The organism is Cellulomonas xylanilytica (assembly GCF_007989805.1).
GTDB lineage: Bacteria > Actinomycetota > Actinomycetes > Actinomycetales > Cellulomonadaceae > Cellulomonas > Cellulomonas xylanilytica.
The window spans coordinates 1-20,613 of sequence record NZ_BJUB01000001.1; the positions used below are offsets into that span (position 1 = coordinate 1).

18 protein-coding genes are annotated in these 20,613 nt (G+C 74.1%); 11 read left to right on the plus strand and 7 right to left on the minus strand.

The window, feature by feature from the left end:
* Positions 1-774, plus strand: a 774-nt coding sequence (locus CXY01_RS00005) for an endo-1,4-beta-xylanase (protein WP_186813238.1), incomplete at its 5' end; no start/stop codon positions are given.
* A 69-nt stretch (positions 775-843) separates the two neighbouring features.
* Here CXY01_RS00005 and CXY01_RS00010 read toward each other — a convergent pair.
* Positions 844-1,839 carry a ketopantoate reductase family protein gene (locus tag CXY01_RS00010; protein WP_146925034.1) on the minus strand — a complete coding sequence of 332 codons (996 nt, stop codon included), beginning with the start codon at positions 1,837-1,839 and terminating at the stop codon, positions 844-846.
* Between the two features lie 147 nt (positions 1,840-1,986).
* Between CXY01_RS00010 and CXY01_RS00015 the strand changes: the two genes are divergently transcribed.
* Positions 1,987-4,665 (plus strand): phosphoenolpyruvate carboxylase, encoded by a 2,679-nt coding sequence (locus CXY01_RS00015; protein WP_371862743.1) that lies wholly within the window; start codon positions 1,987-1,989, stop codon positions 4,663-4,665.
* Between the two features lie 55 nt (positions 4,666-4,720).
* Here CXY01_RS00015 and CXY01_RS00020 read toward each other — a convergent pair whose 3' ends face one another.
* The 3 genes from CXY01_RS00020 to CXY01_RS00030 all read right to left on the minus strand — a co-directional run bounded on the left by CXY01_RS00020 (position 4,721) and on the right by CXY01_RS00030 (position 7,640).
* On the minus strand, positions 4,721-5,467 hold the full coding sequence (locus CXY01_RS00020) for a ferredoxin reductase (RefSeq protein WP_146925509.1): 747 nt from the start codon (positions 5,465-5,467) through the stop codon (positions 4,721-4,723).
* A gap of 53 nt (positions 5,468-5,520) precedes the next feature.
* Positions 5,521-6,123, minus strand: a complete 603-nt coding sequence (locus tag CXY01_RS00025) for a sulfite oxidase-like oxidoreductase (protein ID WP_146925035.1) — start codon at positions 6,121-6,123, stop codon at positions 5,521-5,523.
* 131 nt (positions 6,124-6,254) lie between these two features.
* Complete coding sequence (locus CXY01_RS00030) at positions 6,255-7,640, minus strand: DEAD/DEAH box helicase (RefSeq protein ID WP_146925036.1); 1,386 nt, start codon at positions 7,638-7,640, stop codon at positions 6,255-6,257.
* 213 nt (positions 7,641-7,853) lie between these two features.
* Between CXY01_RS00030 and CXY01_RS00035 the strand changes: the two genes are divergently transcribed.
* The 3 genes from CXY01_RS00035 (at position 7,854) to CXY01_RS00045 (ending at position 11,858) form a co-directional block, all read left to right on the plus strand.
* The gene (locus tag CXY01_RS00035) at positions 7,854-8,603 is read left to right on the plus strand and encodes an ABC transporter ATP-binding protein (protein WP_146925037.1); all 750 of its coding nucleotides are present in this window, start codon (positions 7,854-7,856) and stop codon (positions 8,601-8,603) included.
* A 23-nt stretch (positions 8,604-8,626) separates the two neighbouring features.
* Positions 8,627-11,149 (plus strand): ABC transporter permease, encoded by a 2,523-nt coding sequence (locus CXY01_RS00040; protein ID WP_307724373.1) that lies wholly within the window; start codon positions 8,627-8,629, stop codon positions 11,147-11,149.
* A 67-nt stretch (positions 11,150-11,216) separates the two neighbouring features.
* Positions 11,217-11,858, plus strand: a complete 642-nt coding sequence (locus CXY01_RS00045; protein WP_146925039.1) for a CYTH domain-containing protein — start codon at positions 11,217-11,219, stop codon at positions 11,856-11,858.
* On the opposite strand, the gene CXY01_RS00050 is transcribed toward CXY01_RS00045, so the two are convergent.
* Positions 11,855-12,730 carry a CHAD domain-containing protein gene (locus CXY01_RS00050; RefSeq protein ID WP_146925040.1) on the minus strand — a complete coding sequence of 292 codons (876 nt, stop codon included), beginning with the start codon at positions 12,728-12,730 and terminating at the stop codon, positions 11,855-11,857. The two genes, CXY01_RS00045 and CXY01_RS00050, sit on opposite strands and share 4 nt — an antisense overlap.
* Before the next feature lie 77 nt (positions 12,731-12,807).
* Between CXY01_RS00050 and CXY01_RS00055 the strand changes: the two genes are divergently transcribed.
* Positions 12,808-14,628, plus strand: a complete 1,821-nt coding sequence (locus tag CXY01_RS00055) for a serine/threonine-protein kinase (protein ID WP_246124863.1) — start codon at positions 12,808-12,810, stop codon at positions 14,626-14,628.
* Here the strand turns inward: CXY01_RS00055 and CXY01_RS00060 are convergent.
* The gene (locus tag CXY01_RS00060; protein ID WP_146925041.1) at positions 14,615-14,818 is read right to left on the minus strand and encodes a hypothetical protein; all 204 of its coding nucleotides are present in this window, start codon (positions 14,816-14,818) and stop codon (positions 14,615-14,617) included. The genes CXY01_RS00055 and CXY01_RS00060 overlap by 14 nt on opposite strands.
* Positions 14,819-14,875: 57 nt before the next feature.
* Between CXY01_RS00060 and CXY01_RS00065 the strand changes: the two genes are divergently transcribed.
* Positions 14,876-15,316 carry a MarR family winged helix-turn-helix transcriptional regulator gene (locus CXY01_RS00065; RefSeq protein WP_307724374.1) on the plus strand — a complete coding sequence of 147 codons (441 nt, stop codon included), beginning with the start codon at positions 14,876-14,878 and terminating at the stop codon, positions 15,314-15,316.
* Here the strand turns inward: CXY01_RS00065 and CXY01_RS00070 are convergent.
* Positions 15,303-15,671, minus strand: coding sequence for a VOC family protein (locus CXY01_RS00070; protein ID WP_146925043.1), 369 nt, complete (start codon positions 15,669-15,671; stop codon positions 15,303-15,305). The genes CXY01_RS00065 and CXY01_RS00070 overlap by 14 nt on opposite strands.
* A gap of 97 nt (positions 15,672-15,768) precedes the next feature.
* On the opposite strand from CXY01_RS00070, the gene CXY01_RS00075 reads away from it, so the two are divergent.
* The 4 genes from CXY01_RS00075 (at position 15,769) to CXY01_RS00090 (ending at position 20,585) form a co-directional block, all read left to right on the plus strand.
* The gene (locus CXY01_RS00075; RefSeq protein WP_146925044.1) at positions 15,769-16,545 is read left to right on the plus strand and encodes an LLM class F420-dependent oxidoreductase; all 777 of its coding nucleotides are present in this window, start codon (positions 15,769-15,771) and stop codon (positions 16,543-16,545) included.
* A gap of 30 nt (positions 16,546-16,575) precedes the next feature.
* Positions 16,576-18,201, plus strand: coding sequence for a metallophosphoesterase family protein (locus tag CXY01_RS00080; RefSeq protein WP_146925045.1), 1,626 nt, complete (start codon positions 16,576-16,578; stop codon positions 18,199-18,201).
* An 80-nt stretch (positions 18,202-18,281) separates the two neighbouring features.
* Positions 18,282-19,856, plus strand: a complete 1,575-nt coding sequence (locus CXY01_RS00085) for a D-alanyl-D-alanine carboxypeptidase family protein (RefSeq protein WP_146925046.1) — start codon at positions 18,282-18,284, stop codon at positions 19,854-19,856.
* 36 nt (positions 19,857-19,892) lie between these two features.
* On the plus strand, positions 19,893-20,585 hold the full coding sequence (locus CXY01_RS00090) for a metal-dependent transcriptional regulator (protein WP_146925047.1): 693 nt from the start codon (positions 19,893-19,895) through the stop codon (positions 20,583-20,585).
* The last annotated feature ends 28 nt before the right edge of the window (positions 20,586-20,613 follow it).

The following is a 20,613-nucleotide window of genomic DNA, read 5'->3' on the forward strand; positions in this document are numbered from 1 at the left end:
AACTGGTCGCACGCCAAGACCCAGGGCGTCTACAACATGGTCCGCGACTTCAAGTCCCGCGGCGTGCCCATCGACTGCGTCGGCTTCCAGGCCCACTTCAACTCCGGCAACCCCGTGCCGTCCAACTACGACGTGACCCTGCGCAACTTCGCCGCCCTCGGCGTCGACGTGCAGATCACCGAGCTGGACATCGAGGGCTCCGGCAGCTCGCAGGCGCAGCAGTACCAGGGCGTCGTGCAGGCCTGCCTGTCCGTCGCGCGCTGCACCGGCATCACCGTGTGGGGCGTGCGCGACTCGGACTCGTGGCGCGCTTCCGGCACCCCGCTGCTCTTCGACGGCTCCGGCAACAAGAAGGCCGCCTACACCAGCGTCCTCAACCAGCTCAACGCCGGCGGCACCACGAACCCGAACCCCAACCCCACGACCCCCGGCCCGACGACGCCCCCGCCGACGACGCCCCCGCCCACCGGCGGCGGCAGCTGCACGGCGACGTACTCCGAGGGACAGAAGTGGAACGACCGCTTCAACGGCACCGTCACCATCCGCGCGAACACCAACATCAGCGGCTGGCAGTCGACCGTCACGGTCCGCAGCCCGCAGCGGATCATCGCGACGTGGAGCGGGTCCCCCACGTGGGACTCCTCGGGCAACGTCATGACCATGCGGCCGAGCGGCAGCGGTGCGCTGTCGGCCGGTCAGTCCACGACCTTCGGGTTCACCGTCCAGCACGGTGGGACCTGGACGTGGCCGAGCGTCACCTGCACGGCCTCCTGACGCTCTAGGGGTCAGGTCGCGCGCGGCGGGCACGGCACCGACAGGTGCCGTGCCCGTCGTCGCTCCCGCTCAGACGGACGTCTCGCTCAGCAGGGCGCCGGCCGTCGTCGAGCCGGGGGTGGCTCCGGTGCGAGCCGCCTGCCGGGCGTGCCGCTGCAGGACGGCGTTCACCGGGGTGGCGACGCCGTGCAGCCGGCCGAGCAGCACGATCTCGCCGTTGAGGTGGTCGGCCTCGATCGACCCCGTGCCGCGCACGAGGGACTGCCACGACGACCCGCCGGTGCGCTCCTGCCCGGGCAGCCGGGTCATCCGGAAGCCGGCCCGCGCGGCGTCGTGCACGGCCTCGTCGAGCACCGCGACGCCTGCGGCGCTCAGCACCGCGCGGCCCTCGGCCTCGGCCCGGGCGGACAGCTCGGCGACCGCGTCGTTGCGCGTGGTGCCGCACAGCGCCTCGACGGCGTTACCCAGGTTCGACAGGAGCTTGCGGTACTTCCACTGCATGACGTCCGCGGTCACGGGGGCGTCGAACCCGGCGCCGACGAGGTCGCGGGCGTAGGCCGTGACCAGGTCGGGGTCGGCGACGGGGGCGGCCGGCCCGACCGTGAGGACGCCGGGCACGGGGGTCCCGCCCGCGGAGACGCGGCCGGGCTCGAGGTAGGTCGCGGGGAGCCAGACGCACATCGCGACGACGGAGGCGAACCGGCGCAGCGCCTCGCGCTCGTTGTCCACGCCGTTCTGCGCGCAGACGACGGGCAGCCGTTCCGCGGCCGTCCCGCCGCCGGCCACGGGGCGGTCCGCCCAGTCGCCGAGCGCGGCGGGCGTGTCCTGGCTCTTCACGGCCAGCACCAGCACGTCGTCCGCACGGAGCTCGACGTCCTGCGGCCCGGCGGCGACCGGCGGTTCCACCCGCACGGTGCCGCTGGCCGTCGTGACCTCGAGCCCCCGCGTCCGCAGAGCCTCCAGCTGCGCGTTGCGCGCGACGAGCACGACGTCCTTCCCGACGCTCGCCAGCAGCCCTCCGACCACGCCGCCCACTGCACCTGTCCCGATGATGATGTGTCGCACCGGGACACGGTCGCACGACGGCACGGTCCGCCGCCTGACGACGTCATCGACTACGTCACACTGCCCATCGCTCGGACTGCAGGGACCGGATCCGGCCGCGTGCCTTAGTTTTGCCCCGTGACCGCACCCCTTCCCCCGAGCGACACCGTGCAGAGCCATGCCGCCGACGGCGCCACCGGCTCCGCCACGAGCCCCGTGAGCCACGAGGTGCCCGAGCCGCTGCGCAACGACGTCCGGGTGCTCGGCGAGTTCCTCGGCCGCGTGCTGCGCGAGGCGGGCGGCGACGACCTGCTCGCCGACGTCGAGCACCTGCGCGAGCTCGCGATCCGGGCGCACAACGGCCCCGACGCCGGGGCGCTGGCCCAGGCCGAGGAGCTCGTCGCCGGGTTCAGCCTGGCCCGTGCCGAGGAGGTCGCCCGCGCGTTCACGTGCTACTTCCACCTGGCCAACACCGCGGAGGAGTTCCACCGCGTGCGGGTCCTGCGGGACCGCGAGGCCAACCTCCTGCCGCACCACCTGGCGCCGGACGACTCGCTGCCGTCGGCGGTCGCGCAGCTGGCCGACGAGGTGGGCGAGGACGTCGCACGGCAGCGGCTCGCGGAGCTCGAGTTCCGGCCGGTGTTCACCGCGCACCCGACGGAGGCCCGTCGCCGGGCGGTGTCCAGCGCCATCCGCCGCATCGCCGAGCTCGTCGCCGAGCGCGACCTGCGCTACACGGGCGGGATGTCGCTGGCGGAGAACGACCGCCGGCTGCTGAGCGAGATCGACACCCTGTGGCGCACCGCCCCGCTGCGCGAGGCCAAGCCGTCCGTGCTGGACGAGGTCCGCACGGTGATCAACGTGTTCGAGGCGACGCTGGCCGAGGTGCTGCCCGCCGTCTACCGCCGCCTCGACGACTGGCTGCTGGCGGACGCCGCGGGCACGACGGCTCCGGCGGTGCGCTCGTTCGCGCGCCTCGGCACCTGGATCGGTGGCGACCGCGACGGCAACCCGAACGTCACCGCCGAGATCACCGAGACGGCCGCGGCCATGGCGTCCGAGCACGCCCTGCTGGAGCTCGAGTCCTCGGCCCGCAAGACCGCCCACGGCCTCACGCTCGACGCCTCCGGGACGCCCGGCTCGGCCGAGCTGGGTGCGCTGTGGCAGCGCCAGCGCGGCCTGTCCGCGCCGCTGGCTACGCGGATCGCCGGCGACGCCCCCAACGAGCCGCACCGCCGGGTCGTCTACTTCCTGGCCGAGCGCATCGCGGCGACGCGGACGCGCAACGCCGACCTCGGCTACGGCTCGGCCACCGAGCTCGAGGCCGACCTCGCGGTCGTGCAGCGCTCCCTGGCGGAGGCCGGTGCGACGCGTGCGGCCTACGGCGACCTGCAGCGCCTCCTCTGGCAGGTGCAGACCTTCGGGTTCCACCTGGCCGAGCTCGAGGTGCGTCAGCACTCCCAGGTGCACGCCGCCGCGCTGGCGGACCTCGCCGCGAACGGCATCGACGGCACCCTGGAGCCGCGCACGGTCGAGGTCATCGACACGTTCCGCGCCATCGGTGCGGTGCAGCGCCGCTACGGGGTGCTCGCGGCGCGTCGCTACATCGTGTCGTTCACGCAGTCGGCCGAGCACCTCGCGGCGGTCTACCAGCTGGCGGAGATCGCGTTCGCCGGGGTGGACGCTCCCGTCATCGACGCGATCCCGCTGTTCGAGACGTTCGCGGACCTCGAGGCGTCCGTCGACATCCTCGAGGGCGCGCTGGCGCTCCCGCAGGTGCAGCGCCGGCTCGCGGAGAACGGGCGTCGCGTCGAGGTCATGCTCGGCTACTCGGACTCGTCCAAGGACGTCGGTCCGGTGTCCGCCACCCTGACGCTGGACGCCGCCCAGCGCCGCATCACGGAGTGGGCCCGGCGTAACGACATCGTCCTCACGCTGTTCCACGGCCGCGGCGGTGCCCTCGGGCGCGGGGGCGGCCCCGCCAACCGCGCTCTCCTCGCGCAGCCGCCGGGGTCGGTCGACGGCCGGTTCAAGCTCACCGAGCAGGGCGAGGTCATCTTCGCGCGCTACGGCGACCCGGTGATCGCGGCCCGGCACATCGAGCAGGTCGCCGCCGCGACCCTGCTGGCCGGGGCGCCGTCGGTCGAGCGCCGCAACTCGGCCGCGACCGAGCGGTTCGCCACGCTCGCGGCCAAGCTCGACGAGTCGTCGCGAGTCCGCTTCCACGAGCTGGTCAAGGCCCCGGGCTTCCCGCAGTGGTTCGCCGAGGTCACCCCGCTGGAGGAGGTCGGTCTGCTGCCGATCGGCTCCCGGCCCGCGCGCCGCGGCCTGTCGGTCGAGTCGCTGGACGACCTGCGCGCCATCCCGTGGGTGTTCAGCTGGTCGCAGGCGCGGATCAACCTCGCCGGCTGGTACGGCCTGGGCACCGCGCTGGCGGCCGCGGGTGACCTGGACGAGCTGCGTGAGGCGTACGCGCAGTGGCCCCTGTTCACCACGATGATCGACAACGTCGAGATGTCGCTGGCCAAGACCGACGAGCGCATCGCCGAGCGGTACCTGGCGCTCGGGGACCGCGACGACCTGGCGCAGCTGGTGCTCGACGAGATGGCGCTGACCCGGCAGTGGGTGCTCGCCATCACGCAGAGCGAGGCGATCCTGTCCCGCCGGCGGATCCTCGGCCGTGCGGTGCAGCTGCGCAGCCCGTACGTGGATGCCCTCTCGCTGCTCCAGCTGCGCGCCCTGCGCGGCCTGCGCACGGGCGACGCCCCGGAGCAGGCGGACGACCTGCGCCGGCTCCTGCTGCTCACCGTCAACGGCGTGGCCGCCGGTCTGCAGAACACCGGCTGACCAGACCGCCCCCGACGCTCGGAAGGACCCGGCCTGCGCCGGGTCCTTCCTGCGTTCACGGTCCGGTCGGTCCGAACCGCTCGGTGCGGATGCGCTCCGGGTCGTGGCCGAGGTCGACCAGGGTGTCGGCGACGGCCTCGACGAAGGGCGTCGGGCCGCAGACGAACACGTGCGCGCGCTCGTCCGGCGGGAAGCAGGCGGCCTCCAGCAGCGCGGCGTCGATGCGGCCCACCGGACCGGTCCAGCTCTCGGGTGCCCGACGCGTCCACACCCGGGTGATCTCGACGTCGCCCCCGAGGGCCTCCAGCTCGTCGGCGTAGATCGCGTCCGCCGGCGTGCGCACGGAGACCACCAGCCGGAACGGTGCCCGGCTTCCGGCCAGCCGGCGGGTGCGCAGCATCGACATGAGCGGGACCAGACCGGACCCACCCCCGATGAGCTGCACGGGGTGCGGGTCGGCGGGCTGCCAGACGAACCAGTGCCCGACCGGTCCGCGGAGCTCGATCTGGTCGCCCACCTGCAGGTCCTCGGTCAGGTACGGGGAGACCTCGCCGCCGTCGACCACCTGCACGGTGAGCGCGATCCGGCTGCCGTGCGCGGCGGGGTCCGGGGGGACGCCGGGGAGCCCCATCGTGCCGGCCGAGGCCAGGGAGTAGGAGCGCTGGGTGGAGTACCCGTCCTCGGCGGTCAGGCGGACGTCCACGTGCTGGCCGGCCAGGGCACCGCGCCAGCCGGGGACGTCGATCTCGAGCGTCATGGCGGTGGGCGTCTCGGCGGTGCGGGCGACCAGCGTGCCGACCATCCACGGGAGCGCGTACAGCTGGTTGTCGGAAGGAGTGTCCAGGGTGTCCACGCTCAGTCCCCCCAGTACCGCTGCTCCTTCCACGGGTCCCCGTAGGCGTGGTACCCGAGCCGCTCCCAGAACCCCCACGTGTCCTCGGTCATGAGGTCGAGGCTGCGGACCCACTTGGCCGACTTCCAGAAGTACAGGTGCGGGATGAGCAGCCGGGCGGGACCGCCGTGCTCGGGCGGGAGGGGAGCGCCGTCGTACTGGTAGGCGATCCAGGCCTTGCCGCCGCGCAGGTCCGCCAGCGGGACGTTCGTGGTGTAGCCGCCGTCGCAGTGCGCCATCGCGTACTGCTCCTCGGGGGCGACCTCGACGCCGTCGAGCAGCGTGTCCAGCGAGATGCCGCGCCACGCCGAGTCGAGCTTGCTCCACTTGGTCACGCAGTGGATGTCCTTGACGATGTCGTCGTGCGGCAGGTGCGTCAGCTCCGACCACGTCCAGGACGCCCGGGGGGCACCGCCGGCGGTGATGGAGAAGGTCCACGTGGACAGGTCGGCGCGGGGCGTGGGGCCGGCCGACAGCACCGGGAAGCCCCGCTCGAGGTACTGGCCGGGCGGGATCCGGGGGTCGACGTCGCGCTTGCCGCGGAACCCGCGGGAGATGATCGCCATCAGGTGGCCGTGGGGTTCGGCATGGTCACTCCCGGGTGTCGGAGACGCTCGGGATCATCATGCGGCCCCGCGTCGTGGATGCGCCAGAGGCCGGCCCGAGGAATCGGACCGGCCTCTGATCTGCAGGTTCGTCAGCCGCGCGAGTACACGACGCGCGGTCCGCCGGACGTCGACGCGCCGGAGCCGCCCGAGCCCCGACCGCTGCCGCCACGACGGCGACGCTGGCCGGACCCGGCTGCCGGAGCGGCCGCTGCGGGAGCGCCACCGCGGCCGCGGCCACGGCCACGTCCACCGCCGCCCCCGCCGCCACCGCCGGCCGGCTGCGCGGGCGGAGCGACGTACTTCACCGGCGCGGCGACCTCGCCGACGAGACGCGTGAGCGTCGCGTCGCCGGGGAAGACGGGCTTCGGCGTCGCGGTGATCTTGGCGGCACGCGTGAGCTGGCGGACGTCCCCGCGCTGCTCGGGCAGGACGATCGTGACGACGTCACCACCGGAGCCGGCACGGGCGGTACGGCCGGAGCGGTGCAGGTACGCCTTGTGCTCGGCCGGCGGGTCGACGTGCACGACGAGCTCGATGTCGTCGACGTGGATGCCGCGCGCGGCGATGTCGGTGGCGACGAGCACCCGGACGGCACCGGAGGAGAACGCCTCGAGGTTCCGCTCGCGGGCGCCCTGGGCCAGGTTGCCGTGCAGGTCCACGGCGGGGATGCCGTCCATGGTCAGCTGCTTGGCCAGCTTCTTGGCCTGGTGCTTGGTGCGCATGAACAGCACGCGGCGGCCGGTGCCGGAGGCGAGGTGGTGGACGACCTGCTTCTTGGCGTCGGCGTCGCGCACCTCGAACAGGTGGTGCGTCATGGCGGCGACGGGGGACTCGGCGCTGTCGACGGAGTGCTCGACGGGCGAGGTCAGGTACCGCTTGACCAGCTGGTCGACGCCCTTGTCCAGGGTGGCCGAGAAGAGCAGCCGCTGGCCGGCCTTCGGGGTCTTGTCCATGATGCGCTTGACGCCGGGCAGGAAGCCGAGGTCCGCCATGTGGTCGGCCTCGTCCAGCACGGTGACCTGCACGTCGTCGAGCGTGAGGGCCTTCTGGTTCAGCAGGTCCTCGAGGCGTCCCGGGCAGGCGATGACGATGTCGATGCCGCCGTTGAGCGCGGAGGTCTGCTTGCCCTGGGACACCCCACCGAAGATGACGGTCGTGTTGAGGCCGAGCACCTTGGCCAGGGGAGCGACGGTCGCGTCGATCTGCGAGGCGAGCTCGCGCGTCGGGGCCAGCACGAGGGCCCGCGGGCGCCGCGGTGCCTTGCCCTTGCCAGCCGTGGCGGCGAGCCGCACGACGAGCGGCAGGGCGAACGCCAGGGTCTTGCCGGAGCCGGTGCGGCCGCGGCCGAGGACGTCGCGGCCCGCCAGCGAGTCGGGGAGCGTGGCGGTCTGGATGGGGAAGGGGGCGGTGATGCCCTGTGCCGTCAGTGCTGCCGTGAGGGCAGCGGGCACGCCAAGGTCGGTGAACGAAGTCATAGAGAGAGCCTCTCGGGGCTGGGTCGGGGTCCGCCGCCAGAGCAACCAGAGCGGGTGCTCCGGGGGACCTCCACGACGCGGGGCGCGCAGGTTCGCGCAGCCCTTGGTGCGCCTACCCTCTCACACCAGCCGCCTCGGGACCGCTCGCGGTGTCGAGCGTCACAGGAGACGATCGGACCCCGAGGACCGTCTGACGAGGAGGAACGCGCCCGAATGACCACTCCCGTCATCGCGTCCGCGCACGAGCTGGTGAAGGTCTACGGTGCCGGGGCGACCGCCGTCCGGGCGCTCGACGGGGTCGACGTCGACCTGGTCCGTGGCGAGCTGACCGCGATCATGGGGCCCTCCGGATCGGGCAAGTCGACGCTGATGCACTGCCTGGCGGGGCTGGACCGGCCGACGTCCGGGACGGTCGTGGTCGACGGTCAGACGGTGAGCAGCATGTCGGAGCGGAAGCTGACGGCGCTGCGCCGCACGCGGATCGGCTTCGTCTTCCAGGCGTACAACCTGGTGCCCACGCTGACGGCCCTCGAGAACATCACGCTCCCGCTCGACATCGCGCGCCGGGAGGTCGACCAGGCCCATCTCGACCTCGTGGTGGAGACGCTCGGCCTCACCGACCGGCTGGGGCACAAGCCGAGCGAGCTGTCCGGCGGGCAGCAGCAGCGTGTGGCCTGCGCACGGGCCCTGGTGGCACGACCGGCCGTGGTGTTCGCCGACGAGCCGACGGGGAACCTGGACAGCACGTCGGCGGCGGAGGTGCTGGGCTTCCTGCGCAGCAGCGTCGACGACCTGGGGCAGTCGGTGGTCATGGTCACCCACGACCCCACGTCGGCCAGCTACGCGCACCGCGTGCTGTTTCTCGCGGACGGGCGGCTGGTGGGCGAGCTGCGCGACCCGACGGCGGAGGGCGTCCTCGCCGCACTCACAGGACTCACGGCCCGTCCCACCGGCGCGCCCTGATGGTCCGGGTCGCCCTGCGGGGGGTGCGCGCGCACCTCGTGCGGTTCTGCCTGTCGGTGCTCGCCGTCGCGCTCGGGGTGGCGTTCGTCGCCGGGACGTTCGCGCTGCGCACGATGCTCAGCTCCACGTTCACGGACATCGTGGCGACGACCACGCTGGGGGACGCCTACGTCCGCGGGTCGGAGGCGGCCGGCGGGACAGGGGGTCCCGACCGGATCAGCCCGGAGGTGCGCAACCCCGTCCCGCTCACGCTGGTGGGCGACCTCGAGGCGGTGGACGGCGTGGCCGCGGTGCTGCCCGACGTCCAGGGACCGCTCGTGCTGGTCGGCGCCGACGGCACGGCGGTGCAGAGCACGCAGGCGCCGAGCTTCGCGTTCGCCTACGACTCCCGGGACCCGGCCGTGGACGTGGTCGACGGACGCGCCCCGCAGGCCGCCGACGAGATCGCGGTCGAGTCGGCGACGCTGAGCGCGTCGGGGCTGGCGGTCGGTGACGCGACGAGCGTGGTGGTCGGCGGCGAGGTCCGGCCGGTGACGGTCGTCGGCGAGATCGGGCTGGGAGCCGCGCTGGCCGGTGCCACCGTCGTGTTCCTCGACCCGGCGACCGCCGAGGCCTCGTTCGCGCCGGACGGCACGGTCGCCACCATCGCCGTGCTCGCGGACGACGGGCTGTCCGAGCAGCAGCTGGTGGACCGGCTCGCACCCGCCCTGGCGTCCTCGGGCGTCCCGGCGGAGGCGGTGACCGGGGACGAGGTGCGTGAGCAGTCGACCGCGAACATCCTCACGGTCCTCGGGTTCATCACCACGTTCCTGCTGGTGTTCGCGGGCATCTCGCTGTTCGTGGGCGGCTTCATCATCGCCAACACGTTCTCCATGTGGGTCCGGCAGCGGACGCGCGAGCTCGCCCTCCTCCGGGCGGTCGGCGCGTCACCGCTGCAGGTGTTCACGTCGATCGTCCTGCAGGCTGCGATCGTCGGGGTGGTCGGCGCGATCCTGGGCGTGGCGGGCGGGCTGGGGCTCGTCGTGGTTCTCCGGGGCGTGCTCGGCACGTTCGGCATGGACCTCACGGGCCGGGTTCCGGTCGACGGGTTCACGCTGGTGGTCTCCGTGCTCGTCGGGACCCTGGTCAGCGTGCTCGCGGCGGCCCTGCCTGCCCGCCGCGCGGCGCTCGTCCCGCCCGTGGAGGCGCTGCGCGACGAGGTGCTGCTGCCGGAGCGCTCGCTGACCCGGCGGGCGGCGGTCGGGATCGCGCTGGTGGTGCTGGGCGTCGCCGCCGTGGTGGTGGCGCTGCTCGACCCGACGGCGGACCGCGCCGGGGCGGTGCTCGGGATCGGCGCGGGTGCGGTCGTCCTCGGCGTGCTGGCCGCGTCGCCGGTGCTGGCGCGCGGGTTCCTGCGGGTGGTCTCGATGCCGTTCGCGGCCTGGCGGCCCGTGGGTCCGCTGGCGCGCGGCAACGTCACGCGCAACCCGCGACGCACGGCCAACACGGCGGGTGCCCTCATGGTGGGCATGGCCCTGGTCGGTGCTGCCGCGGTGATCGCGGCGACCACGCAGGCCTCGACCAGCGCCATCGTCACGCAGGAGGCCACGACCGACTACATCCTGCGCGGCGCCGCGCAGGGCACGGTGCCGGAGCAGGCGATCACCGACGTCCGCGCACTGCCCGACGTCAAGGCGGCCGACACGTTCGCGACCGCCAGCGTGCTCGTCGACGACGCCCCGTTCGCCGTCACGGGCATCGACCCCACCGCCGTCGGCCGCAGCATCCGCACCGAGGTGGTCGAGGGCGACTTCCCCGGCGCGCTCGCGGCGGGCGAGGTCGCGGTGCAGCGGACCACGATGGACGACGAGGACTGGTCGCTGGGGGAGGAGCTGCGGTTCGTCGGCTCGTCCGGCGTCGAGACGCTCACCATCGGGGCGGTCATCGACTCGCCCGCGTTCGGGGTGCCCTTCGTCGTGTCGCAGGACGTGCTGGACCCGCTCTTCCCGCCCGACGAGCAGCGGGTGACCACCGTCTTCGTCACCGCGGCCGACGGGGCGGACGTCGAGGCGCTCCGCGGCGAGCTCACCGCGGCGGTCCGCCCGTACGTCGTCGTCTCGGTCATGGACAGCGAGGAGTTCGTGTCCGACCTGGCCGAGCAGGTGGACCGGGTGCTCGTCATCCTCTACGCGCTGCTCGGGCTGTCGGTCGTCATCGCGGTGCTCGGCATCGTCAACACGCTCGCCCTGTCCGTGATCGAGCGCACCCGGGAGATCGGGCTGCTGCGCGCAGTCGGTCTGGGCCGGCTGCAGCTGGGTACCACGATCACGCTGGAGTCGGTGCTGACCGCCGTGTTCGGCACGACCGTCGGCCTCGTCCTCGGGGTGGCCCTGGCGGCGACGCTGCCCACGGTGTTCGCGGACGTGGGGCTGCGGACGCTCGCCGTCCCGTGGGGGAGCCTCGCGCTGATGCTCGCGCTCGCGGTGGTGGTGGGGGTCGTCGCGGCGCTGTGGCCCGCGGTCCGAGCCGCCCGCCTGCCCGTCCTCGACGCGGTCAGCACGGAGTGAGCAGCCGCTCAGCACGGCGTGACCCGATGTGCGCGCCCGCGGTGACCTCGGCCGATACCCTCGGAGGGTGAGCGACACGGGCTACGGCGACTTCGAGTTCGAGCGTCGCTTCTGGGCGCGTGACGTCCCGCCGGACCTCCTCGACGAGTCGCCCGCCCTCATCGTGCAGAGCTACGTGCTGGCCGACGCCGGGTTCGCCATCCGCGTCCGGGTGCAGGCCACCGTCGCGGGGCTCGTGCTGGACCAGGGGCTGGACGAGCTGGCGATCCTCGACCGCTACGCCGACCAGATGGACTTCTGCGCGATCACGGTCAAGGGGCCCATGAACGAGGGCACCCGCTACGAGGCCGAGCGCGAGCTCGACGTCTCCGTCGGGATCGAGCTGGTGCGACGCGGCGGCGCGCGGGTGGCCAAGACACGCCACTCGGTGTGGCTGGGCGACGACGGCTGGGTGGTGGACACGTTCGCCGGCGGCAACGCGCCGCTGATGATCGCCGAGGTGGAGCGCGGCGGACCCGTCACCGACCTGACCATCCCCGACTTCTGCGTCACCGAGGTGACGTCGGACCCGCGGTTCTCCAACGACGCGCTGGCGGGGACGCCGTACGGGACGTGGTCGGCCGCCTACGAGTCCGAGCTGGCGGCCCACGGTCCCCGGTTCCTGGAGAGCCTCGGGCACAACCACCGCACGGTCGAGCCGACCGACTAGCCCATCCAGCGGCGGTGGCCGTGTCGCGCGACGCGCCGCAGCGGTTTCGCCGCGGCCTCCTGCGCCGCCTCACCGGCACGCTGCTCCAGCGCGTGCAGCCGCCCGTACGTGAACGTGCTCTCCCCGTCGAGCTCGGCCTGGTGGGCGAGCCGGCGCAGCGTCTCCTGCCGGGTCACCGCGTCGTGCTGCGTCCCGAGCACCTCCTGCACGCGGTGCGCCCGCCTCGCGCTGCGGCGGGCGGGGGCGCCGACGGCCTCCGCCGCGACCTCGCTGGCGTACCGCGCGCGACGGGCCGCCTTCCGGACCTCGTGCATCGCCTCGTCGCGGTCCTCCGGGTCCTCGCAGGCCGCGGCGATCTCCATCGCGTGGTCGAGGCGGTCCCACGCGCGGCGGGCACGCCGCGGCAGGACCGTGGTGGCGTCGCGGGCCGCCTTCGGGCCGCCCGGCAGGTCCTCGGTCAGCGTCGTGAGGAGCTCGGTGAACCGTGCCGACGCCAGCCAGGCGTCGAGAGCGTCCTGCGCGGCGAGGCGCGCGGCCGTGCGGTCCTCGTCGATCCGCTGCTCGACGGGTCCGACCACGAGCGACGGGTCCTCCTGCGACAGCCTGCGGCGCAGCGCGTGCCGCTCGACGTGGGCGTCCCGTGCGGCGCCGAGCACCCGGCCCAGCTCGGCGAGCTCGTCGCGCAACCGGTCGGTGACCGCCCGGTCCAGCACCGGGCGGTACACGGACAGTGCCGCGCGCAGCCGACGGGTGGACACCCGTGCGTCGTGGACGGCGTCGTCGTCCCCGTCCCGCACGGCGGGGACCGCGGCAAGGAGCCGCTCGACCTGGGTCGTGACGTACGTCTGCACGACCTCGCGTCCGGATCCCATCCGTCGAGCGTGGCACGACGGCCCCCCTGGCGCGCGTGCTGCCGGACCGCTCCCGGGTCCGACGTCGGCTCCCTCGTATGCTGGCCGTCGACCGCGACCAGGAGGTAACAGCTGTGCCGATGGGCCGTCGCGCCTCCGTGGTGGTCGCGCTGGTCGCCGTGCTCCCCGTGCTCGCTCTGGCCGGCTGCACGGACGACGGTGCGGTCGGGCCGACGCCGACGCCGAGCACAGCCGCACCGACCCCCACCCCGACGCCGACGCCCACGCCGGTCTCCGCCCGGCTCGAGGCACCGCCCGAGCCGGCGACCGTCCTGCCCGGGGTGACGCCGCAGGACGCGGCGCTCGAGGCGTCGCGCGCGGTGTTCGCCGCGGCACCCGTGGTGGTCGTCGCGCCGGTCGACGACGTCGCCGCCCAGCTCACCGCCGCGTCGGCGGCCGTCGCGCTCGGCGCCCCCGTGCTGGTGACCGGACCCGGGCTCGACGCGGCCCCGGTCCTCGCCGAGCTGACGCGGCTCGGGACGCAGGCCGTCGTCGTGGTCGGAGCGGCCGCCCTGACGCCTCCGGACGAGCTGACGGCGGTGCTCGTCGCCGCCGGTGCCGGTGCGGACGCCCTGCGCGCGGCCACGGGGATGCGGTTCGGGGCGGCGACCGAGGTCGCCGCGGGGCAGGAGGCGGGAGCCGTCCGCGCGCTCGCAGGCCCGCGGCCGGCGGTGCTGGTGGTTGCCGGTGCCGTGCCCGTCCCCGCGCCCTCGCCGAGCCCGTCAGGATCGTCGACCCGGTCGCCGAGCGCGTCGCCGCCACCCTCGCCCACCGCGTCGCCGCAACCCGCGCTCCCGCCGGTCCGTCCGCCGGCGGCCGTCACCGGCACGGTCGCGCTCACCGGGGTCGGCGTCGACCCGCTCCCCGCGCTGGCGACGCTGCGAGCAGCGGGCGTGCCGGTGCTCGACACCCCGGGCGGCGACCCGCGTGCCACGACGCCCGGCGTCCAGGCCCTCGCTGCGGCCGCGCCGCAGCGCACGATCGCGCTCGGCGCCGCGTTCGGCCCGGCGGACCGGCTGGCCCGCCGGGTGGCCACGGCGTCGACCGGGGCGCTGCTGGGCGGCGGCGGTCAGCTGGTGTTCCCGCAGGTCCCCGGGGTGCCGGGCAAGAAGTACGTGGCGCTGTACGGGACCCCCGGCTCGTCGGCGCTGGGGGTGCTGGGGGAGCAGGACGTGCCCGCCACGCTGGCCCGCGCCGACGCCACCGCCGCGCCATACCGGTCGCTCACGGCGGACGCCGTCGTGCCCGCGGTGGAGATCATCGCCACCATCGCGTCAGCCGGACCGGGGGAGGACGGCAACTACTCGCGCGAGCGGCCCGTCGAGGAGCTCCGCCCGCTGGTGGAGGCCGCCGGAGCCGCGGGCATGGCCGTGGTCCTGGACCTGCAGCCGGGCCGCACCGACTTCCTCACGCAGGCCCAGCAGTACGCCGACCTGCTCGCGCTCCCGTACGTGGGCCTCGCTCTCGACCCCGAGTGGCGCCTGGCCCCGGACCAGGTGCACCTGCGGCAGATCGGGTCGGTCGGCGTCGACGAGGTCAACGGCGTCGCGACGTGGCTCGCGGACTTCACGGCCCAGCGTGCGCTGCCGCAGAAGATGCTCGTCCTGCACCAGTTCGCGGGCCGGATGATCCAGGAACGGGCGCGGCTCGACACGTCCCGGGACGAGCTGGCGATCGTGATCCACGTCGACGGCCAGGGCTCGCAGCCGGCGAAGGCGGGAACCTGGAACGCGCTGCGCACGGACGCGCCGCCCGTGCACTGGGGCTGGAAGAACTTCTACGACGAGGACGTCCCGATGCTGGACCCGACCCAGACCTACCAGGTCCAGCCGGTCCCGGACCTGGTCACGTACCAGTAGTCCCGCGCTCGACCAGGAACGTCCGACCGCGGGCGTCGACCACGCGGTCGAACTGCTGCTGGAGCTCGGCGTCCCGGGCCACCTCGTCGTCGGACAGCACCTTGCGCGGACCGCGCGGGTTGCCCACCTGCGCCGGTCCCAGGTAGGTCAGCAACCACTCCGTCAGGTCGCGGCGCGGCTTCTTCGGCATGGGGGCTCCTCGGTAGTTCGTGCCCTAACTATATGTGCACGACCTAGGATGAGCCACATGGACGATCCGCTCGCCGTCGAGGCCCAGGTCTGCCTGACCATGTCGGCGGCCGCCCGGAGCCTCGTCGCGTTCTACCGACCGTTGCTCGAGCCCCTCGGGCTGACCCATCCGCAGTACCTGACGATGCTCGCGCTGTGGCAGTACGGCCGCCTCTCGCTCAAGGACCTGGCGGCGCTGCTGCACCTGGAGCCCGCGACCACGTCACCCCTGGTCAAGCGCCTGGAGTCGATGGGCCTCGTGCGGCGCGAGCGGGCCGCCGACGACGAGCGCGCGCTCGACATCGTCGTCACGGACGCCGGCCGCGCCATGCGGGCCTCGGCCGTCGGGATCCCGGCCGCGATGGTCGAGGGCCTCGGGCTCGCCCCGGAGCAGATCGAGCAGATCCGCGCGGCCGCGGAGCTGCTCATCACGGCGACGTCGGCGACTACGCCCGCATGATCTGCTGCACGGCCCACCGGTTGCCGTCGGGGTCCGCGAAGAACGTGAACCGGCCCCACGGGTACTCGACCACCGGCTCGGCCGCGACCCCGCGGCCGACCAGGTACTCGTAGGTCGCGTCTGCGTCGTCGACGACGACCTGCAGACCCTGCTGCGCACCGGCGGGCATCGACGTCATGCTCACGTCGAGCACGATCGAGCACGCCGAGCCGGGCGGGGTGAGCTGCACGAACCGGAGGGTCTCGTCGACCGGGACGTCGTGGTCGGCGACGAAGCCCACCTGGTCGACGTAGAACGCCTTCGCACGGTCGATGTCCGTCACGGGGACGTTGACGAGCTCGAGCTTCATGTCCATGGAGAACTCCTTCGGTGAGGTCGTGGACCCAGCCTCCTCGCAGAAGAGGTCAGATCCTGTCCGTGCGGCGAGCCGGGAGATCCGTAGGCTCGGAACCATGACGCACCCCATCCGCATCGGAGTCCAGCTCCAGCCCCAGCACGCCGACTACGCGCAGATCCGCGACGCGGTGCGCCGCACCGAGGACCTCGGTGTCGACGTCATCTTCAACTGGGACCACTTCTTCCCGCTGAGCGGGGACCCGGACGGCAAGCACTTCGAGTGCTGGACGATGCTCGGCGCCTGGGCGGAGCAGACCAGCCGGGTGGAGATCGGCGCGCTCGTGACGTGCAACTCCTACCGCAACCCCGAGCTGCTGGCGGACATGGCCCGCACGGTCGACCACATCAGCGGAGGTCGGCTGATCCTCGGCATCGGTGCCGGCTGGTTCGAGAAGGACTACGACCAGTTCGGCTACGAGTTCGGCACCGCCGGCTCCCGGATCGCGGACCTCGCGCAGGCGATGCCCCGCATCACGGCGCGCTGGGCCGCGTCGAACCCGGTCCCGACGCGCCAGATCCCCGTCCTGATCGGCGGGGGCGGCGAGCGCAAGACCCTGCGGGTCGTCGCGGAGCACGCCGACGCGTGGCACTCGTTCGGCGACGTCGACACGCTCATCCGCAAGAGCGCGATCCTCGACGAGCACGGCGCCGCCGTCGGCCGGGACACCGCCGCGCTGGTCGAGCGGTCGGTCGGTGTCGGGGCGCCGCCGAGCGAGGTCGCCGACGCGTTGGTCGCGGCCGGGGTCACGCTCTTCACGGTCGGGACGAGCGGGCCCGACTACGACCTGTCGCTGGCGGCCGAGTGGGTGGCCTGGCGCGACGCGCAGGGCTGATCCGCGGCCACCCGCATAGGCTCGGCCCCGATGAGCGAGCCGCGCAGCCCGGAGCCGGGCGTCGAGCGACGGTGGTGGCCGCGGGCTCTCGTGGTGGTCGCCGCCGTGCTCGTCGCGCTCACGTTCGGGGTCACGACGGCGTCCGTCGAGAGCAGCCTGGGCCCGCACGAGGCCCGGTACGACGTCACCACCGACGACACGGTGACCATCGACCTCGGCCCGCTCGGCACGCTCGAGATCGACTCGCCCCTGCCGCTGACGCTCGGCGTCCGGGTGACCGTGCAGGAGATCCCGGCGTCCGTCACCGAGCTCACCCCGGCGCGCACCCTGGCGGCGCTCAGCGGAGACCTGCAGAGCTACCTGCAGTTCTTCTCCGGCCCGCAGGGGACGATCCAGGACGTGGCGCGGGCGCTGGGCGTCGACGCGCTCGGGCGGACCGCCCTGGCGCTCGCGGTGCTCGTCGGCGGCTGGTACCTGGCCCGGCTGCTGGTCGGTGCGGCGCGCCGGGCGGAGCTGCACGACCGGCTGCGGCCGCACCTGCGCTCGGCGGTCGTCGGGGTCGTCGTCGTCGCGCTCGTCGGCACCGTCGTCACCTCGAGCCTCGGGCGCCGCGACCGGCCGTCGGTGTCCCAGCGGGCCTCGTCGGTGTTCGACGGCACGCACCTCGAGGGGGCTCGGGTGACGGGACGGCTCGGCGGTGTGATCGACACCTACGGCGGGCAGGTGGTCGCGGAGCTGCGCAAGAACGAGAAGTTCTACGCGGAGGCGAACGCGTCGGTGCAGGCCGCCTGGGACGAGCGGGAGGAGCTCCTGGCCGCCGACCCCGAGCCGTCCCCGACCGGCAGCCCGGAGCCACGGGCGAGCGCACCGGCCGACGACGAGGACCTGGTGACCGTCGTCGTCGTCTCCGACCTGCACTGCAACGTCGGCATGGCACCGCTCATCCGGACGGTGGTGGAGAGCTCCGAGGCCGACCTCGTCCTCGACGCCGGTGACACGACGATCAACGGGACCTCGGTCGAGCAGTACTGCGTGACGACCTTCGCGCGCGCCGTCCCCGACGGCGTGCAGCTGGTGACCTCGCCGGGCAACCACGACTCCGCCGAGACGTCGAAGAACTACGCACGGGCAGGAGCCACGGTGCTGGACGGCGCGGTGGTCGAGGTCGACGGCCTGCGCATCCTCGGCGACAGCGACCCCAACGAGACGCGCGTCGGCGCCGGTGGCACGGCGCAGGCGGGCAAGGAGACCGCGTCCGAGGAGGCGCAGCGCCTCGCCGAGGTCGCCTGCGACGACCCCGACGGCGTGGACCTCCTGCTGATCCACACGCCCGCCGTCGGCCAGCAGACCCTGGACGACGGTTGTGCCGCCGCGCAGATCTCGGGGCACCTGCACCGTCGGTACGGTCCCGAGCGGGTGGGCCGCAGCGTCCGCTACATCAGCTCGAGCACCGCCGGCGCCACCCTGGGCCAGGCGACCGTCGGACCGCTCAACGGCGTCGCCGAGATGACGGTGCTGCGCTGGGATCCCGACACCCGGCGGTTCGTCGACTACCAGCTGGTCCAGGTGCACCCGGACACCACCGCGACCGTCTCGCCCCGCCTGCAGTGGCCCGGTCCTCTCGCGCCTCAGGTCGTCGGCCCTTCACCCGTGTGATCTGGGTCACCCTGACCTAGGGTGGGTGTGCGTGCCGGCCTGAGCTCCTGTCAGGTCGGTCCGTGCGAGGGGGTGGACAGGTGACCCGAGGAGCCGTGCGGGTGGGCGGTGGGGAGCGGGACGCGCGAGCGCGTCCCGTCGTTCGCGCCGCGCTGACCTGCGCCTGCGTCCTCGTCGGCACCCTCGCCCTCGCCCCGTCGGCGTCCGCCGCCTCCGGCGAGGGGGAGCTGCGCCCCGGCGAGTCCCTCGGGTCGGGGCAGGGGCTCGTCTCGGCGGACGGGACCCAGACGCTCGTCGTCCAGCCCGACGGTGTGCTCGCGCTGTTCGGTGCCGAGCCCGAGCCGCGCTGGGTGTCCGGCCCTGCGGTGCCCGGCTCGTCCCTGGTCGTCGCCCCGAGCGGCGACGTGGCGCTGACGGCACCCGACGGCACCGTCACCTGGCGCCCGGACGCACCCGCCACGGTAGGGTCCCGGCTCGTCCTCCAGGACGACGGCGACCTCGTCGTCCTCGACCCGCAGGGCACCCAGGTGTGGGAGTCCGGGACCGCCGTGCGGCCGTCGATCCTCCCGTCGGGCGGTGTCCTCGAGCCGGGGGACGCCCTGTCCTCGCCCGACGGCCGCCACACGCTCCTCGTGCTCGACGACGGCGACGTCGCGCTGCTCGGCCCGGACGCCGCGACGCGGTGGTCCACGGGCACCGACCAGCCGGGCGCCACCCTGACCCTGAGCGAGGACGGCAACCTCGTCGTCGCCGACCCGGACGGCGACCGCCTGTGGCGCAGCCGCACGGCCGGCCACCCCGGGTCGTCCCTGGTCCTGCAGGACGACGGCGACCTCGTCCTGTACGACGTCGCCGGGACCGCCGTGTGGAGCACCGGGACCGTTGTCGGTCCGCCCGCGCTGGCCGCCGGGACGCCGCTGGCCGCCGGCGGCCGGCTCACGTCCCCCGACGGGCACCTGCACCTCGAGCTGGGTGCCGCCGGGCTCGTCCTCGCGTACGACGACACGGTCGTCTGGACCGCGGAGGCCCCCGGCGCGACGGCACTGGCGGTGCAGGGCGACGGCGACGTCGTGCTCACCGGCGCTGACGGCGCGGTCCTGTGGGCCAGCGCGACGCCGGGCCACCCGGGGGCGACGCTCCAGCTGGAGGAGGGCGCGATGCTGCTGCGCGCGCCGACCGGGCAGGAGCTGTGGCGCGTCGACGTCCCGGTCGAGCTCGTCGCGGGCAGCCAGGTGGCCACGGACTGCGACGACGTGTCCGGGCCGGTCCCGCAGGCGGACACCGTCGTCACCGCGTTCGGGGTGCGGGTCCACGCGTGCCTCGCCGACGCCGTCGACGCGCTCATGACCGCCGCGCGTGCCGACGGCATCGAGCTGCGCGCCTGGGGCTGGCGAAGCTCCAGCCAGCAGATCGCGCTGCGCGCCGCCAACTGCAGCGCCACCGAGGCCGACCCCTCGGTGGTCACCTGCCGCCCGCAGACCGCCCCGCCCGGCACCTCGCGCCACGAGCGTGGCCTCGCCCTCGACTTCACCGTCGCCGGATCGGTGCTGCGGTCCGGGTCGCCGGCCTTCGCCTGGCTGAGCCGGCACGCGCAGGACTACGGCCTGGAGAACCTCCCCGGCGAGCCGTGGCACTGGAGCGTCGACGGCTGGTGAGCCGGACGTGGTGGGTCGCGCCCTAGGCTGGTCGCCGTGAGCACGCCGACGACACCCGAGCTGAGCGCCGTCACGCAGGACTACCTCAAGGTCGTGTGGTCGGCTCGCGAGTGGTCGGATCAGCCGGTCACCACCAAGATGCTGGCCACCCGCCTCGGCGTCGGGGCCTCCACCGTCTCCGAGACCGTCCGCCGGCTCGCCGACAGCGGCCTGGTCACCCACCAGCCCTACGGCGCCGTCGAGCTCACGGCCGACGGCGAGCGCCACGCGCTCGCGGTCGTCCGCCGCCACCGGCTGGTCGAGACGTTCCTGGTGGAGATGCTCGGCTACGGCTGGGACGAGGTCCACGACGAGGCCGAGGTGCTCGAGCACGCGGTCTCCGACCTGTTCGTGGAGCGGCTCTCGGCACGTCTCGGGCACCCCACCCGCGACCCGCACGGGGATCCGATCCCCGGCTCCGACGGCTCGGTCGACGTCCCGGCGGCCAGCGTGCTGTGGGACGTCGAGCCGGGGGAGTGGGCCGTCGCACGGATCTCCGACGCGGACCCGGGCCTGCTGCGCTACCTCGAGTCGGTGGACCTGCTGCTCGACGCGCCGGTCACGGTGGTCGAGCGCCGCACGGTCGCCGGGGTGATCTCGATCCGTGCCGCGGGCTCCACCGTCGACCTCGGCGAGGTCGCGGCGCGCGCCATCTGGCTGGTCCCCGCGGCCGGGCACCCCGTACGCTGACGGTCATCCACCGGAGCTGACGACGTCG

What these genes read in the sequence shown, in the direction of transcription:
- CXY01_RS00020 (WP_146925509.1), bottom strand. Translation starts at nt 5,467, where the DNA reads ATGGTCGGCACGCTGGTCGCCCGCACCGCCGAGACGCCCACCGCCATG.
- CXY01_RS00025 (WP_146925035.1), bottom strand. Translation starts at nt 6,123, where the DNA reads ATGGCGATCATCTCCCGCGGGTTCCGCGGCAAGCGCGACGTCGACCCC.
- CXY01_RS00030 (WP_146925036.1), bottom strand. Translation starts at nt 7,640, where the DNA reads ATGACTTCGTTCACCGACCTTGGCGTGCCCGCTGCCCTCACGGCAGCA.
- CXY01_RS00035 (WP_146925037.1), top strand. Translation starts at nt 7,854, where the DNA reads ATGACCACTCCCGTCATCGCGTCCGCGCACGAGCTGGTGAAGGTCTAC.
- CXY01_RS00050 (WP_146925040.1), bottom strand. Translation starts at nt 12,730, where the DNA reads ATGGGATCCGGACGCGAGGTCGTGCAGACGTACGTCACGACCCAGGTC.
- CXY01_RS00055 (WP_246124863.1), top strand. Translation starts at nt 12,808, where the DNA reads ATGCTGGCCGTCGACCGCGACCAGGAGGTAACAGCTGTGCCGATGGGC.
- CXY01_RS00060 (WP_146925041.1), bottom strand. Translation starts at nt 14,818, where the DNA reads ATGCCGAAGAAGCCGCGCCGCGACCTGACGGAGTGGTTGCTGACCTAC.
- CXY01_RS00065 (WP_307724374.1), top strand. Translation starts at nt 14,876, where the DNA reads ATGGACGATCCGCTCGCCGTCGAGGCCCAGGTCTGCCTGACCATGTCG.
- CXY01_RS00070 (WP_146925043.1), bottom strand. Translation starts at nt 15,671, where the DNA reads ATGGACATGAAGCTCGAGCTCGTCAACGTCCCCGTGACGGACATCGAC.
- CXY01_RS00075 (WP_146925044.1), top strand. Translation starts at nt 15,769, where the DNA reads ATGACGCACCCCATCCGCATCGGAGTCCAGCTCCAGCCCCAGCACGCC.
- CXY01_RS00080 (WP_146925045.1), top strand. Translation starts at nt 16,576, where the DNA reads ATGAGCGAGCCGCGCAGCCCGGAGCCGGGCGTCGAGCGACGGTGGTGG.